The organism is Frigoribacterium sp. PvP054 (assembly GCF_040547465.1).
GTDB lineage: Bacteria > Actinomycetota > Actinomycetes > Actinomycetales > Microbacteriaceae > Frigoribacterium.
In genome coordinates this window covers 29616-44526 of sequence record NZ_JBEPPU010000004.1, presented here as the reverse complement: position 1 = coordinate 44526, position 14911 = coordinate 29616, and the positions used below count along the sequence as shown (strand labels likewise).

At 65.5% G+C, this 14911-nt stretch carries 15 protein-coding genes; 7 read left to right on the top strand and 8 right to left on the bottom strand.

The annotated features are described in order from the left end of the window. The first annotated feature begins 62 nt into the window (after positions 1-62). A complete protein-coding gene (gene lnt, locus ABID81_RS07255) occupies positions 63-1691 on the top strand; it encodes an apolipoprotein N-acyltransferase (protein WP_354594140.1) in 1629 nt (542 codons plus the stop codon). A 70-nt stretch (positions 1692-1761) separates the two neighbouring features. Here the strand turns inward: lnt and ABID81_RS07250 are convergent, their stop codons facing one another. From ABID81_RS07250 to ABID81_RS07235, 4 genes are all read right to left on the bottom strand, one after another. Next, positions 1762-2127, bottom strand: coding sequence for an RNA polymerase-binding protein RbpA (locus ABID81_RS07250; RefSeq protein WP_354594139.1), 366 nt, complete (start codon positions 2125-2127; stop codon positions 1762-1764). Between the two features lie 116 nt (positions 2128-2243). After that, a complete protein-coding gene (locus ABID81_RS07245; RefSeq protein ID WP_354594138.1) occupies positions 2244-3032 on the bottom strand; it encodes a glycerophosphodiester phosphodiesterase family protein in 789 nt (262 codons plus the stop codon). Then, positions 3029-4174 carry an SPFH domain-containing protein gene (locus ABID81_RS07240; RefSeq protein WP_354594137.1) on the bottom strand — a complete coding sequence of 382 codons (1146 nt, stop codon included), beginning with the start codon at positions 4172-4174 and terminating at the stop codon, positions 3029-3031. Before ABID81_RS07240 ends, ABID81_RS07245 begins: the two co-directional genes overlap by 4 nt. 4 nt (positions 4175-4178) lie before the next feature. Further along, positions 4179-4658: an NfeD family protein gene (locus tag ABID81_RS07235; protein WP_354594136.1), complete on the bottom strand. Its 480-nt coding sequence runs from the start codon at positions 4656-4658 to the stop codon at positions 4179-4181. A 124-nt stretch (positions 4659-4782) separates the two neighbouring features. Here ABID81_RS07235 and ABID81_RS07230 point away from each other — a divergent pair, with 124 nt between their 5' ends. The 6 genes from ABID81_RS07230 (at position 4783) to ABID81_RS07205 (ending at position 11414) form a co-directional block, all read left to right on the top strand. Further along, complete coding sequence (locus ABID81_RS07230; protein ID WP_354594135.1) at positions 4783-5550, top strand: SDR family oxidoreductase; 768 nt, start codon at positions 4783-4785, stop codon at positions 5548-5550. Between the two features lie 13 nt (positions 5551-5563). Further along, positions 5564-6019 (top strand): NUDIX hydrolase, encoded by a 456-nt coding sequence (locus ABID81_RS07225; RefSeq protein WP_354594134.1) that lies wholly within the window; start codon positions 5564-5566, stop codon positions 6017-6019. A gap of 303 nt (positions 6020-6322) precedes the next feature. Continuing rightward, positions 6323-7456 carry a tyrosine-type recombinase/integrase gene (locus ABID81_RS07220; RefSeq protein WP_354594133.1) on the top strand — a complete coding sequence of 378 codons (1134 nt, stop codon included), beginning with the start codon at positions 6323-6325 and terminating at the stop codon, positions 7454-7456. Continuing rightward, entirely contained in the window at positions 7453-7797 is a 345-nt protein-coding gene (locus ABID81_RS07215; RefSeq protein WP_354594132.1) for a helix-turn-helix domain-containing protein, read from the top strand. Before ABID81_RS07220 ends, ABID81_RS07215 begins: the two co-directional genes overlap by 4 nt. 301 nt (positions 7798-8098) lie before the next feature. Further along, positions 8099-9322, top strand: a complete 1224-nt coding sequence (locus ABID81_RS07210) for a site-specific integrase (protein WP_354594131.1) — start codon at positions 8099-8101, stop codon at positions 9320-9322. A gap of 1534 nt (positions 9323-10856) precedes the next feature. Continuing rightward, positions 10857-11414: a hypothetical protein gene (locus ABID81_RS07205; RefSeq protein ID WP_354594130.1), complete on the top strand. Its 558-nt coding sequence runs from the start codon at positions 10857-10859 to the stop codon at positions 11412-11414. 308 nt (positions 11415-11722) lie between these two features. Here the strand turns inward: ABID81_RS07205 and ABID81_RS07200 are convergent, their stop codons facing one another. From ABID81_RS07200 to ABID81_RS07185, 4 genes are all read right to left on the bottom strand, one after another. Then, positions 11723-12637, bottom strand: a complete 915-nt coding sequence (locus ABID81_RS07200; protein ID WP_354594129.1) for an ArdC-like ssDNA-binding domain-containing protein — start codon at positions 12635-12637, stop codon at positions 11723-11725. Positions 12638-12716: 79 nt separating this feature from the next. Beyond that, positions 12717-12926: a hypothetical protein gene (locus tag ABID81_RS07195; RefSeq protein WP_354594128.1), complete on the bottom strand. Its 210-nt coding sequence runs from the start codon at positions 12924-12926 to the stop codon at positions 12717-12719. A 504-nt stretch (positions 12927-13430) separates the two neighbouring features. Continuing rightward, positions 13431-13583 (bottom strand): hypothetical protein, encoded by a 153-nt coding sequence (locus ABID81_RS07190; protein ID WP_354594127.1) that lies wholly within the window; start codon positions 13581-13583, stop codon positions 13431-13433. A gap of 380 nt (positions 13584-13963) precedes the next feature. Next, a complete protein-coding gene (locus ABID81_RS07185) occupies positions 13964-14785 on the bottom strand; it encodes a hypothetical protein (protein ID WP_354594126.1) in 822 nt (273 codons plus the stop codon). Positions 14786-14911 lie beyond the last annotated feature (126 nt).

Below are 14911 nucleotides of genomic sequence, written 5' to 3'. Positions count from 1 at the left end.
CCTCCCGTCGGGGGAGCGGCGGGCCGACGGGTCTCCCAGACGTCCCCACCTAGAATCGCGGGGTGTCCTCCCGAGCGTCCGACGTCCGACTGCCCCTCTGGCTCGCCGTGGTCGTCGCGCTGGGGGCCGGCGCCGTCCTCGACGGCGGCTTCCCCGACGGCGACGTCTGGCCCCTGACGTTCGTCGGCATCGGGTTCGTGCTGCTCGCGCTGAAGGGTCGATCGCTCGGTGGCTCGTTCCTCGTCGGTCTCGTCGCCGGGCTGTCGTTCTACCTGATCCACATCTCGTGGGCGACGCTCTTCCTGGGCGTCGTGCCGTGGGCCGCGCTCTCGACGCTCGAGGCACTGTTCTTCGCGGCCGGGGCCATGCTGATCACGCTCGCGTACCGCTGGGTGCCCAGGGTCTGGCCGGGAACCCTGGGCCGGACGGTCCTGCTCCCCGCCGTGGTGGGCGGGCTCTGGACGTTCCGCGAGTTCGTCGCGGGCAACTGGCCCTACGGCGGCTTCGCCTGGGGGCGGGTCGCGCTGAGCCAATCCGAGAGCCCGTTCGCCGGCCTCGTCGCCTGGCTGGGCATCTCGGGACTGTCGTTCCTCATGGTGGCGATCGTCGCCGCGCTCCTCCAGCTCGCCCTCCAGACCACCGTCCGCGGGTCGACCCGGGTGCTCGCCGGCGCCACGGTGGTCGTGGCCGCACTGGCGGTGCCCGCCTGGCCCACGCACTCCTCCGGGACGGCGACCATCGCCGCCGTCCAGGGCGACGGCGACGCCGGGTACTTCTCCGACCGCGAGTACGGCGACCTCACCAACGCCCAGGTGCTGGCGATGAGCAGCCTGCAGGCCCAGCTGGCCCAGCTGCCCCAAGACCAGCGCAGCCTCGACATGATCGTCTGGCCCGAGGGCGGCAGCGACCGCGACCCGACCCGTGACGCGGCCGGTCGGTACGTCTTCGACGCGATCAGCCGCGGCTACGACGCTCCGCTCGTCTCCGGCGTCATCACGCAGAGCGACGACGGCGAGACCGTCTACAACTCGTCCCTGCTGTGGTCCGACGGAGCCGTGCAGGACCAGTACGACAAGAAACACCCCGTCCCTTTCGGCGAGTACGTCCCCGACCGCGACTTCTGGCGTCCGTTCGCCCCCGACCTCATCGACCTCATCGGTCGGGACTACACCCCGGGGACGCGTGACGAGGTCTTCGACCTCGGCGACTTCCGGGCCGGCATCTCGATCTGCTTCGACATCGTCGACGACCAGCTCATCACGAACATGATGGACGAGGGCGCCCAGGTCATCATCGGCCAGACGAACAACGCCGACTTCGGCACGAGGCCCGGCCAGACCGACGAGAACGAGCAGCAGCTCGCCATCGCCCGCCTCCGGGCGATCGAGACCGCTCGGCCCCTGGTCAACGTCTCGACGGTCGCCTCGACGCGGGCCATCGACGCGTCGGGCCGGACGACGGCGAGCATCCCCGACTACGAACCCGGCACCATGGTCGCCGTCGTCGACCTCGGGACGGGGACGACACCCGCCGTGGTCGCCAGTCGCGCGATCGAACTGCTCGTCTCGTTCTTCGGGCTGGCCGCGCTCGTCCTGTCCCGCCTCTTCATCGGCACCCGCCGGTCACCGCGACGCCGTCTGCTCGACGAGGCGCCCGACCCCTTGTTGCCGCGGTGGCGGGTGGTCGACTGATCGGCCCGCCCCCGGGCCACGAGAAGAGGCCCGGCCACCTCACGGTGTCCGGGCCTCTCGTGGTCTGCGGTCAGGCGCCGATCTTGTGCTGACCCTTGCGGGCACGCAAGAAGTCGAGTCGTTCTTGCAGGAGCTCTTCGAGCTCGACTCGACTGCGGCGTTCGAGCAGCATGTCCCAGTGGCTGCGGGGGACCTTCACGTCGCCGGCGTCGATCTCGACCGGCTTGCCGTCGGCCGTCAGCAGACGGCCTTCCTGACCACTCTTGGGGGACTGCCAGATGTCCGGGATCTCGGCGTCCGCAGCGAACACCATGTCGAACGTCTGACCGTCGGCCGTCTGGTAGACGGCCTTCTTGCGGGGCGAGAACTCCACGCCCTCTTCGCTCTGCAGGCTCTGGCTGCCGAGCCTCATTCCGCGCAAACTGCGATCTGCCATTGTGTGGTCTCCTCTCGCGTTGCAATCACCCGTTGTAACCCGTTCTGGACCCCGCCCGTTCCGAGCCTTGCGCTTTCACAGTCGCTTCACAGTGCCCGGGCAGGCTCGTCAGCCGGTCACCCCAGGTCGTGACGCACCTCGGCCAGGGCCAGGTCGGCGCGGTCCGAGACGATGCCGTGGACGCCCAGGGAGAGCAGCCGGGCCATGTCGGCTGGCTCGTTGACCGTCCAGACGTGCGTCTCGACGCCCAGCTCGGCGAGCTCGGCCACACGCGCGGCGGTGACGATGCGGACGGGCCCCTTGCGCTCGGGCACCTGGACGGCCCCGCATCCCGTCAGGGCGCGACGGATGAGGGATCGCCGCAGCCGGGTGACCGGGACGAGCCCGGCGGCCACGGCCGCGACGATGCCGCGTGACGAAGCCGAGGTGGCGACACCCGGCAGCGCTGCCACGGCCCGCAGGCGCCGACGGTGGTCGAACGAGGTCACGAGCACGCGATCCGTGGCCCGCACCCGCTTGATCGACCGGACCGCCGACGCGACCGCCTCGTCCGACTTGAGGTCGACGTTGAACCGCGTCTCGGGGAACGCGTCGAGCGCTTCGTCGAGGGTGGGGATCTCGTGCTCGCCGTCGAGCCGGACGGTCTTGACGTCCGCCAGGTCGAGGTCGAGGAGGCGCTGGTCGCGTCCCGCGAGCCGCTTCAGGTCGGGGTCGTGGCTGATCACGGCGATGCCGTCGCGCGTGGCGTGGACGTCGGTCTCGACGTAGGTCGCACCCGCCGACACGGCCAGGGCGAAGGCCAGCATGGTGTTCTCGGGCGCCTCGACGGCCAGCCCGCGGTGGGCGAGGACGCGCGGCCCGGGCGGCGCGAACCAGCCGGCCGAGACCGGGGGACCGCTCGTCACGACGAGGTCGTCGGCGGAGCGGTCGGCCCGGTGCCCGAGGCGTCGGCCTCGGGGGCGGAGCCGGCGGCGGCGTCACCCGCCGCGCCTCCTCGGGGAGGCGTGCCACCGGCCGTGTCACCGGGGGTGGTCACCGTCGGGAACCCCAGGTCGGGTTCGGCCTCGAGGTCGACCGTCGAGGCCAGGTCGGGGGTGACGTCCATCTCGGAGACCTTGGGTGCCTCGGTCGGCGTCCATCCGGGCGCGTTCGGGTCGCGCGGGGCGAAGAACCCCTGCCCGATGCCCTTGAGTGCCTCGGTCAGCTCGCTCGGGATGATCCACATGGTGTTGGCCGAACCGTCGGCGATCTTCGGCAGGGTCTGGAGGTACTGGTAGGCCAGCAGCTTCGGGTCGGGGTCACCGGCGTGGATCGCGTTGAACACCGTCGCGATGGCCTCGGCCTCACCCTGTGCCCTCAGCACCTGGGCCTTCGCGTCACCTTCGGCCTTGAGGATGGACGACTGGCGCGAACCCTCGGCCTCGAGGATCTGGGACTGCTTGGTGCCCTCGGCGGTGAGGATGGCCGCGCGACGGTTGCGCTCGGCGCGCATCTGCTGCTCCATCGAGTCCTGGATCGACAGGGGCGGGTCGATGGCCTTGAGCTCGACGCGTCCGACCCGGATGCCCCATTTGCCCGTCGCCTCGTCGAGGACGATGCGCAGCTGACCGTTGATGTTGTCGCGGCTGGTCAGCGCCTGCTCGAGGTTCAGCCCGCCGACGACGTTGCGCAGCGTCGTCGTCGTGAGCTGCTCGACGGCTCCCAGGTAGTTCGCGATCTCGTAGGTCGCGGCCCGGGCGTCGGTGACCTGGAAGTACACCACCGTGTCGATCGAGACCACCAGGTTGTCCTCGGTGATCACGGGCTGTGGCGGGAACGAGACGACTTGCTCGCGCATGTCGATCAGCGGGCGCACCCGGTCGATGAACGGCACGAGGAGGTTGAGTCCGGGGGAGAGGGTCTTGTGGTACCGACCCAGGCGTTCGACGACGCCGGCGCTCGCCTGCGGGATGATGCGGACGGAGCGGAACAGGATGACGAGGACGAGCACGACGACGATCGCGACGACCACGACGGTGACGACGGTTCCGGCACTGATGGTGTCCATGGGTTCAGGACCTCTCTGCGGGGGCGACGAACGCGGTCGACCCCTCGATGGCGGTCACGACGACCGGGGACCCGGTGTCGAGTGCGAGGTCGGCGCCCGCCGACGTCGCGGGGGAGGACAGCACCCGTGCCGTCCAGGTCTCGCCGTTGGACAGCTTCACCTGGCCGGGGTCGGACCCGATCGGCACCACGACGGTGCCACGCAGGCCGAGCAGGGCCTCGACGTTGCTGGGGGTCGGATCGCCGCCTCGCCGGAGGGCGCGGAGGAGGGGCGGTCGCACGGTGAAGAGCAGCAGCACGGCGAGGACGGCCGCCACGATCGCCTGCAGCCACCACGGGGCGCCGAAGAGCCCCGCGAGCAGGCCCCCGACGCTGCCGAGGGCGAGCATCAGGAAGGTGAACTCGAGCGTCGTCACCTCGACGATGACGAACACCAGGATGAGCGCGACCCACGCGACCCATGCGAAATCGTCCAGGACGTCCATGTCGACCTTCTCTCGTTCCCCTGTTATGGAAACTACCACCGTCCACCGACGCTGACGAGGGTGGTTGGTAGGGTCGAGTCCGGCCCGCGGGCCGATCGACCCCTCGCACAGTCTGGAGCACGCCTTGTCCAACCCCCTCGCCGCAGAATCCCTCACCGGAACCCGAGTCCTGGTCACCGGATCGTCCCGGGGGATCGGCGCCGACACGGTGCGCTACTTCGCCGAGGCCGGGGCCAAGGTCGTCGTCAACTACCGCAACAAGGAGAAGCGGGCACTGCAGCTCGTCTCGAAGATCGAGGAGGCCGGTGGTGAGGCGATCGCGATCGGTGCCGACCTGACCGACGACGCCAGCGTCACCGCCCTGTTCGACACGGTGCGCGACGCGTGGGGCGGGCTGGACGTCCTGGTCATGAACGCCTCGGGCGGCATGGAGACCGGCATGGCCGAGGACTACGCCCTCAAGCTCAACCGCGACGCCCAGGTGGCCCTGCTGACGGCCGCGCTGCCGTTGCTGGCCCCGGGGTCGCGCGTCGTCTTCGTGACCAGCCACCAGGCGCACTTCATCCGCACCACCGAGACGATGCCCGAGTACCTGCCGGTCGCCCTCAGCAAGCGCGCCGGCGAGGACGCCCTGCGCGAGATGCTGCCTCAGCTCGAGGCCGCGGGCGTCGAGTTCGTCGTGGTCTCGGGCGACATGATCGAGGGCACCATCACGGCGACCCTGCTCGAGCGGTCGAACCCCGGCGCCATCTCGTCGCGCAAGGAGAGCGCGGGCAAGCTCTACAACGTCGCCGAGTTCGCGGCCGAGGTCGCGTCGGCCGCCATCGACCCGATCCCGGCCGACCACACCCGTCTCGTGGGCGACACGAGCGATTTCGCCCCGATCGTCTGAGACGGGGCACGTCGTGACCGAGAGGGTCGTGCGTCCGACCTCGCGCCTCCTCGTCCTCGACGAGGACGACCGACTGCTGTTGATGAAGACGGTCGCTCCCGACACGAGCCGTCTCGCCCGCTGGATCACGCCGGGCGGCGGCGTCGACCCGGGCGAGACCCACGTCGAGGCGGCCGTCCGTGAACTGCACGAGGAGACCGGCCAGGTCGTGACCGAGGTCGGCGACGTCGTCCGCGTCGACGACTTCGAGGTGCCCTGGGACGACGCCGACCACACGCACGGTCACGCCGAGTTCTTCGTCGTCCGACTGCCGCACTTCGAGGTCGTCGACGACGACTGGACCGACGACGAACGAACCGACATCCTCGAGTCGCGCTGGTTCACGCTCGACGAGTTGACGACCGGCGACGAACAGGTCGAGCCGGCCGACCTGGCCGGGCTGCTCCGTCAGGTGCTCGACCGGAGCTGACGCGACGAGCCCCTTCTCCAAGTCTGTCGTGGGTGACTGATAATGCACATTATGTCAAGTAGTAAGAGCACTATTTGCAGGAATTGCTCTTAGGTCAAATTCGGTAAGTCTCGGCGATGCCTCTTTAAACCACATTTGATCAGGATATTCGTCACCAGCTGAGCCGTGAGCGCGGATCACAACCCGAAAGCCGTTCTCGCGCTTCGGGCCCCTGAGAACATGGCCCTGACCTGGGATGTCGTGGTTGCCGCCTGCGGCTTTTGCTCTTAGAATGCAAAAAATGCATTCAAGGCGGGACGTGTCGTGGTCGAACAGCTGGGTGGGTTGTCCTTCCTTCCGTTGCCCGACCGCGGACCCGACCGTGATGCGTTCTTCGGGCAGATCCTGACTGGATGGAAACGGCAGCAGTTTGCGAAGAACTTCGGTGCATCCACAATCAATCGCCGACTGGCCTCGATCCAGGCCTTCGCAGACTTCACGGAAAAGTTTCCCTGGGAATGGACTCCCGGAGATGCTGATGACTACTTCACCCACCTGCGGCAGGTCCGCGGACTAACCGTTGCGACAATCAGGGCGTATCAGAGCGACGTACTTTTGTTCTGCGCCTATGCGACGAGCGACGACTACCCCTGGAACGAGACCTGCGGACGCACCTTCGGTATGTCGATGTCGCAAGTCATAACCGACCAGAATAAAAGTCGCCACAGGACAGACAGCCCGTCCTCTCTGGAGAAGAGATCCTTCGAGATCGACGAGATTCAGGAATTCTTCGACTTCGCTGACGACGAAGTTGAACGTGTGGTGAGGAGCAAGCGCAAAGGTGGCTTAGAGGCTTGGCGTGACGCCGTGGCTTTTAAAGTGGCGTACGGATGGGGCCTCAGGCACGATGAACTTCGTCGGCTCAGAGTGTCGGATTTCTCGGCCAGCGCCAAGGCGCCCTACTTCGGAGACTATGGAGTCCTTCGTGTTCGCCATGGCAAGTCCACCGCGGGGAGTCCGAAGCGGCAGCGTTCCGTTCTAACTCTCATGGACTGGGCCGCCGAGGCCGTCGCGGACTGGATCGACAACGGCCTGCCACGGCTGGGAGAACCTCTAGACCTTCTCTTCCCCACTTCCTCTGGAGGCGTTGTTTCCAAGGGGCAGCTGCTGAGGCGCTTCAGGAGCTACGCGGCCGCACTCGATCTCGCTCCTGGCCTTGACATTCACGGGCTACGCCGGTCTTACGTGACGCACATGATCACGGTTGCCGACTACGACGACAAGTTCATTTCAATGCAGGTTGGTCACACCAACACGTCGACCACGACTATCTACACCCTCCCCTCCGCCGACTATGCCGCGAAAGAGCTAGAACGCGTCCTGACTAGGGACGTGCTGAAAAGCACTGGAAAGCTCCTCCGCAAGCCTTTAAGACCATCTGGAAGGAAACCTCGATGAAACGCCAAATCGAGTACCAGTTCCGAGTACGAGAACTCATGGCTCGGGCCGGGATGCGGAACAGTCGCGACCTCGTGGAGCCGCTGCGTGACCGTGGCGTAACCCTCTCGGAGTCTCAGATCTACCGTCTCGTGTCTCAAGATCCAGAACGAATCTCATTCCAGGTCCTGGCCGCCCTCTGCGACATCTTCAGAGTTGAGGCCGGAGAGCTCCTCACGTTCACGGCATCTGACGTTCAAGCGAGGCGCCCTCGGACTGCTGTCGGGCAGAACTCCGATGTCCCGCTTCTCGAGGCCTACCGTCCAGTACGCGCTCGCATTCGGCCCGCTGAAGATGACTGAGTTCAAGCCACGCGGCCGTCCGCAAACAAGCAGGACGGGGCACACCTGTGACCGCTGCGGACGCCAGACAGGAAAGATTCGAGTGCGTTGGCCAGACGGACGCATTTGCGGCATTTGCTTCACGAACGCAGTGCACACCTTTGGAACTTGCCCTCTCTGCGACCAGCAGCGCATGCTCCCTGGCCGCCACGAATCAGGCGCCGACATTTGCGTCGACTGCGCGGGGATCCACACCAACGTAACTTGCGATGAGTGCGGCCAAGAGCGCGAACGCTTCCGAGGTGGGCACTGCATCTCTTGCGTGGTCCAATCAGAACTGACTTCCATTCTGAGACCGAATGACCCACCTGATCTCCGCCTCAAGAGGCTGGTCCTCATTCTCAGCACGGTTAAACGGCCGGAGAGCATCTACACATGGCTGAGAGCAAACCACGGCGCCTCGGCGGAGCTGCTTCGTCAGATCGGCAACCGCGAAATCGCTCTGTCGCACGAATCCTTCGACAAGCTTCCAAAGACAGCCTCAGTTGAGCATATTCGAGCGATTCTCGTGCACAACAAGATGCTGCCGGCCCAGGACGATCGTCAGCTCGCGATGTTCACGCAGTGGCTCGACGAGCGGTTACTCACACTTAGCGCCACACCAGCGATCCACTCCCCCATCGAACGGTTCGCCAGATGGCACCACCTCCCACGTCTAAGGGAGAAATCCACTGAGACGAAGAATATGAACTACGCCGTGCGGAACGCTAAGCAGGAGATCACTGAGGCAGGAAAGTTTCTGCAGTGGCTCCTCGACGAACGAATGACGACAGCGACTCATCTGGGCCAGATCCACCTTGATGAGTACATCTCGGAAGGACCCTCAACGCGGCAGCACATCCGAAACTTCGTGAGGTACCTTCAACGCGAAGAGACCCTGACCCGCGTCGATGTAGCAAGACGCGAAGCCAAGACCACCCCCATGCTCACCCAATCGGAACGCCTGAATCATGTAAGGCGGCTCATGGAAGCCGAGAACATGAGCGATTCCATTCGAGTTGCAGGCCTGATATTCCTGCTCTACGGCATTCCGATCGGTCGCATCTCCATGATGAAAGTCGATCAAGTGAGCGTGCGACCGACGGGTCTCACCATCCGTCTCGGCAAGGAGTTTGCCCCTGTCCCCGAGGCTCTCATCCCACTGTTTCTGGACCACCTCGGTTCGCGGGACATGGGTGGCACTGTCAACACCGGAACAGACTGGCTTTTTCCTGGGGCCCGGGCAGGGAAGCCCCGCTCCCCCAATACGCTCCTCCTCAAACTTCGCGACGATCTAGGGATCGACCTTCGGGGCGTCCGCAATACAACGTTGCGCGGACTAGTCGAAGAGATTGATCCAAGCTCGCTTGCCAAAATGCTCGGATACTCAAAGCAAACGATGTCGAAGCACGCCTCCGCAGCCACCGTCCCATGGTCGCGCTACGTGACAGACAAGAACCCGAACTACGCGAGTCCAAGACCGACACGTCCACCTGCGGCACCTTAGGCAGGCCAGCAGCATCCCTCCTCATCCCAGAAGATCCGAAAGCGCAGTAGCGCATCGGCGCGACATCGACCACCTCACCCCTGAGGTAGCGAGCCCCTACTCTGGTGTCGTGAGCAACAGTTTCCGACAACGACCACGCGAACTTGCTCCCGAACCTTGGCCCGAGTGCCCTTCCGAAGATGCGACGGTAGAAGCTGCTCGACGTTTTGTTCTCCGTTTACGCGAGGCCATGGGGCATCTCAGCACTCGCGCTGTTGCGAGGCAAGCCGGCATGAACCACGTCACGCTGCTGAACGCCCTCGCGGGAAATTCTTGGCCTGACCTTCTCACCCTGGCCCGACTCGAACTCGCCTTGGATGCAGAACTTTGGCAGCGTCCAAGTTCCGTCACCGACTAGACGGCTTGGAGCGCCTCGAAAGGAAACTAAGTACTAGACGGCTTGGAGGGCCTCGAAAGGAAACCAAGTACCGCAAGTGAGTCCCGCTAGCTCCTTTAGCGAACCTTCACGGGACCGCCGGGACGCAATTGGTTCGGCTCTCAAGTGACGAAGCCTGAGGCTGAGGAGTTCTAGCAGGATCTGCGTCACTTCTCTCAGATTCTCCATCCCCGAACCCGCGCTTAGAACGTACTCCCCCGATGCGAGATCGCAGACAGCCGCCACCTCCGCGCCATCACGCCGTAGTAAGAAATCGACTCGCGAGCCAACGGCCCCGTATTGGACCTGTAGCCCAGAGGGTAACTGAACCTGCGCCAGCCACTGAAGGTCGACGGCTTGGTCTTCGCCTGTATCGATGGTCACAAGCGGACCACTGCGCGCCTGGATCGAGACTGCAAAGACCATGTGGTTAGTATAATCACCAGTCATGGCAGGAGTGACCGTTCCTCCAGGGGCGGGCCAACGTGATCCTCTGTCCTCCCCTTGGGAAGCGCAAAGAAGGATGTCCGGTTTGAGAATGCATGCGCGGCAACGACGTCCTCGGCACCTCTTGATCGATATTCGCTTCGAGGTTCGGGGTCCGAACTGTCAGGACCATTCCGAACGAGAACTCCATAGAAATCCTCCTAGTGGGCCGCCCGTTTTCGGAAGTCGACCAGCGGACGAAGGTCAAACGGCGGAACTCGCTGGTGGCGCGGGCGAGCCGCTTGTCGCGACGACCATACGGATACCTCGCGTCCTCAAGCTCAGAGCCGAGTCGGCTGTCTTGACGACGACGGGCCGTACTGGCGGCTACAACTCGCTCACGTCGTTCATTGCCGGGGCAATCAGCCACGAATTGGTCCGGCTGGCCACCGACCTGAACGAGGGGCGACCATTTGCACCAAACTCAGGCCCGTTCCGCATCGGCCGCCCTGCGGGCCGAGGTCGAGGGTGACGGTGCTGGCGCCAAGAACGATCGGCCGGACTAAAGCCGACTGACCATCGAGCCACTAAGAACGGCAGTCCACAGCATGGCCGATGCTTACGAACCGCAGCCGAGCGTCATCGCCACCAGGGCCCCACTTTGTACCGCAACACAACGGAAGGACCATCGCCATGGGACGCGTCATCGTTCACGCAAAGGGTTTTGACTTCGGTCCACGAAAGCGACAATTACCCTCACGGCCAGCGAGGCAGCTAACAGCCGAAGAGGCAGCCTTTTTCGTGAGCTCACGATCAATAACTCCGGCGCAATTGGACGATTCCCAGGCTCGAATCGCGCGAGGTGATCTCCGGTGCCTTGAACGCAGAACGGAGAGGTCAGCAATCGAAGAAGCCACGACACCAAGGCATGCCGCGAGCCTTCTGGGGCTGGAACACGACGGGCTCGTCGCCTTCAATGGCGATCTCTTCGCGTTCGTAGCAAACGGCGAGCTTTGGTATCCAGGATGGCAGTTCACCGGCTTTGCCAGCCGCCCCGTCATACCCGCTCTGCAAGAACTCACGAACGCGTTCGAGGACGACATGCACCCTGCGTCCATCTTGGGGTTTATGACCACCCCCCAAGACGATGCGCGAATCGACGGCACAGCAAAGACTCCCAAAGAGTGGCTCGAGCAAGGACGCAGCGTTGACACGCTCGTGGGCATCTTGGAGAGCTTTCTAATGTCTTGAGCCACCGGATCTCCCCGCCAAGGCGTGCAGCCCTTCGTATGGGCCTGACGCGGGTCAGCAGAGTTGCGGCTGTCACGGGTGCAGTTTTACGGGGTGCCGAGCAAGTCGACCGTCTCGGCCTCGCGCTCCTACCCGGCGGGATCCAGGTCTGCGGCGGTTACTGCGGGGTCGAGCTGCTGCAGGTCGAGGCCCTGGGGGCGGCTGTAGGTGATACGCACGGCGGTTCTCCTGCGGGGTCTTGGGTCTGCGGTGGCGGCGTGGCCGCCGAGGTGAGGGGCCGTTGCGCTAGCCGCGACCCCTGGTCGGTGTCAGGCGGCGTCGGCCTCGTCGGTGTCCTCGTCCTCGGGGTCGAGAATCGCGGCGTTCCGGTGCGCGGTGGCGAGCACGCGGGCGGCGGCCCTGCGGATCAACTCGACGTCGGCGTCTGCCCATCCGGCGACGTATCCGACGCTGTAGGCGCTGGTGTCGAACCCGACGAGCCCGGCGACGACGTAGGCGACGCTCTCGGCCTCTGTCTCCATGAAGCCGCGGTGCTCGGCGTACTCCGCGAGGTCGTCGACGTGGCCCATGAGCACGTGCGCCGTCTCGTGGATCATCGATTTTGCGGCGTGCTCGGGGCTGAGGTGGTTCCCGATCACGACACAGCGACCCTCGGGGTCGCTGTAGCCGTTGCGGCCGCCGCTGAGGTCCTGGAGCTCGACCGTCCATCCTTCGCCGTCGAGGTAGGCACTGAGCGCGTCCACAATGCCGTGGTCCTCGGCACCCGTGAGCTGGTCGACGATCGTTCGATCCGTCTCCCCCTCGATCACGTCGGTTTGGGCGATGTTGAACACGGAGAGGATGGGGAACCTGGCGATGCGCTTCTCCACCTCGTCGCCGTTCTCGTCCTCCTCGGTCACCTTCTTGGTGCTGTAGCCGAAGATCCGCACGGCCTTCTCGCCCTTGCGGACCTGGCGGCCGAGGCTCTGCCACTTGCGGAGCCCCGCGACGCGCTCGGCGTCGGGGCGCTGGCTGAGGATCAACAACACGTTGTTGAGGCTGTACGAGTGGAACGCGGACGCGAACGCGAGAAAGGCCGTCCAGCGGTCAGAGTCGCGGAGGGCCTTGACCTGAGTCGCGATCGACTCGTGGAGGGCTGCGGCCTGGGCTTTCTTCTCCTCGATCGTCTTGCGGGGCGTGGCGGCCTTCTTGGCGGGGCGGCGGGTCTTCGTGGTGGTGGTCATGGTTCCTGCTCCTGGGTCGATCGGTGATGATGGGTGGAGCGGGAGGGGGCGATTACGGTTCGTCCCCTCCCGCGCTTGGTCACTCGCTGTCGGTGCGGGTGAGCGTGTCGACGAACGTCACGACCTCGGGGCCGGTGATGGTCGCCGTGTGGGCGAGTTCCCACCCGTTCCGCGCGAACGTCGCGAGGTCCGAGTCGCGCTCGCCCAACTTGCGGAGCTGGCGCTGCAACTCGCCCTCCCCGACGACCGGAACGAACGTGGTCACGGTGGTGATCTGCTGCTTCTGCATTTGCTTCCTCTCCCTCTCGTTTTTTTGCCGTGAAGGCGGTTTTCCGCCTTAGCAACCGGAGGGCGCAGTGCAACCCGAAGGGCGGCAGGGGAGAGAGTTTCGGCGCGAAATAAGGGAGCTTGCGACCGCGTGCCGAAAATCTCGGAGGAGCCGGTGGCGTAGCCACTTGAACGGAGTCCCGGAGGTAGCTACGAGGGAGCGCAGCGACCGAGCCGCCGAAGGCTTCACGGCAGAAAGACGTGCCCGAAGGGCATTGAGCGCCGCGTAGCGGCTCCCTGGGAGCGCAGCGAATCCCCCGGACCGCGCAGCGGGCCGTGCCCTGGGCCGGCACCGGACTCGAGAACGATCAGGGCGCACGGAGAAGCCCCCGCCCGGCTGGGGGGAGCCGGAATGCGGGGGCTGCTGCTGCCTAGCGGGTTAGGGACCGCCCGGCAGCTCTCGGCCAGCTTGGGGGGAAGCTGACCGGAGCCAAGCTACGCGCGGCCCCTGACGGCTCTCTCGGGCTCAGTAGGGAGCGACCGAGGTCACGATGCGATCCTCAGGGAGAGTGGCGCGCACCTGGTCGATCGCGTCGGCCGGCGTCGGGACGCCTGTCTCAACGGCCTCGGCCTCGGCGCTCGTGTCGCCTTTGGGGCCGTGCCTGACGAACCAGCTCATGACCGGGAGCTACCCGCGGTCACGACGGCCACTCGTCCGGCTCAGGGTGCAGCCGGCCTGTTAGGGCCGACAGCTCGGGCTCGTGCTGGATAATCCACGCGACGGCACTGTTCAAGCTGGCCTCTCGGCGTAGCCAGGGCCGGCCGCCGGCATCGTCTCGGCCATGGGCGTAGCAGTGATAGACGATCCCGCCCAGCTCGTGGCGTGAGAGGACGTAGCCGAGGGGTGCGGCACGGTCCCGGCGGACCTGCCAGACGCCGAACGTGCCAGGGATCGGAGGCACTGCAAGCGGGTGCGTCGGGATCGGCCGGCGCAGAATCTTCGCCGCCGCCTCGCCTGCCCCTTGAACTCCCACGGCGGGAGCGTAGGGCGAGCCCCCGTCAGTGCAGCTCGGAGGGCCTGTTTCGATTGTCCCAGAGGTCGAGAGCTGCCTCGATCATGTCCAGAGCGGCGTCGAAGTAGCCGGCCACGACGAGCAGGCTCGTGGTGACTCTGTAGTCCGCTCCACCGCGTTGAGCCTGACCGACCTGCTCGCGATCGAGAAGCAGCAACATCATCGCGTTGTTGCCGTGGGCCATACCACTCGACGTCTGCCACAAAGCCAACGGAGTCAGGAAGAGGTCGGGGAAAAGCGGCGCAATCTCGACGAGGCGGTCAGTGACCGACAAGACAGGACTGAGCTTCACGCCGACCAGGGCCTCGCGACCATCGCGGTCACGTTCCAGTGCGGCGATCGCTTTCTCCCAGCCGGGGTCCTCGCGGCCGGACTTCTCCATGACGTTATGCACCTGTCGGCGGTTCTCGCGGGCGAGTTTCAGCGATCGCAACACCCGCTCATCGCGTGACGTCGGGCTCAGTAGCCAGAGAGCAGTGGCGGTGGACTCGTAGGCGCTCCGCACGAGCGTGAACATTGTGAACGGCAGGACGGCCCCGCCGTCCGTGACGATGATCTTGAAGCCGTGTAGGTGGTCGAGAGCGACGCCGAGACTGGCGCGCACCTGGTCGGGGACCGAGCTGTATGGCGTAGCGCTCTGATCCCCCGCGAGAGACGAACCTGCCCGCATGGTCATAGTGTCGGCACGAGCCGCAAGGGCGTCGTAGCGGGCGAAGCTGCGCGCGAGGGCACGTCGCCCAAGTTCCTCGTGCTCAGGAGTTTCCTGCCGATCGTGCTGGCCTCGCTTACCGCCACCTGCTGCTGCCATACAGACCATCTTGGAGGCCGTGAACGTCGTCCGACCGACCATCCGTCAATGGGCGCATGACAGAGACTCAGTCGGTGTCAGTGCCAGTCCGGAAATCGTTGACGGCGTTGTATCCCGCCGCGCCGA

Excerpts from the sequence above, each read along its gene's own strand:
- ABID81_RS07200 (WP_354594129.1), bottom strand. The coding sequence starts at position 12,637 with ATGACCACCACCACGAAGACCCGCCGCCCCGCCAAGAAGGCCGCCACG.
- ABID81_RS07250 (WP_354594139.1), bottom strand. The coding sequence starts at position 2,127 with ATGGCAGATCGCAGTTTGCGCGGAATGAGGCTCGGCAGCCAGAGCCTG.
- ABID81_RS07240 (WP_354594137.1), bottom strand. The coding sequence starts at position 4,174 with ATGGACACCATCAGTGCCGGAACCGTCGTCACCGTCGTGGTCGTCGCG.
- ABID81_RS07205 (WP_354594130.1), top strand. The coding sequence starts at position 10,857 with ATGGGACGCGTCATCGTTCACGCAAAGGGTTTTGACTTCGGTCCACGA.
- ABID81_RS07190 (WP_354594127.1), bottom strand. The coding sequence starts at position 13,583 with ATGAGCTGGTTCGTCAGGCACGGCCCCAAAGGCGACACGAGCGCCGAG.
- ABID81_RS07215 (WP_354594132.1), top strand. The coding sequence starts at position 7,453 with ATGAAACGCCAAATCGAGTACCAGTTCCGAGTACGAGAACTCATGGCT.
- ABID81_RS07185 (WP_354594126.1), bottom strand. The coding sequence starts at position 14,785 with ATGGCAGCAGCAGGTGGCGGTAAGCGAGGCCAGCACGATCGGCAGGAA.
- ABID81_RS07235 (WP_354594136.1), bottom strand. The coding sequence starts at position 4,658 with ATGGACGTCCTGGACGATTTCGCATGGGTCGCGTGGGTCGCGCTCATC.
- ABID81_RS07195 (WP_354594128.1), bottom strand. The coding sequence starts at position 12,926 with ATGCAGAAGCAGCAGATCACCACCGTGACCACGTTCGTTCCGGTCGTC.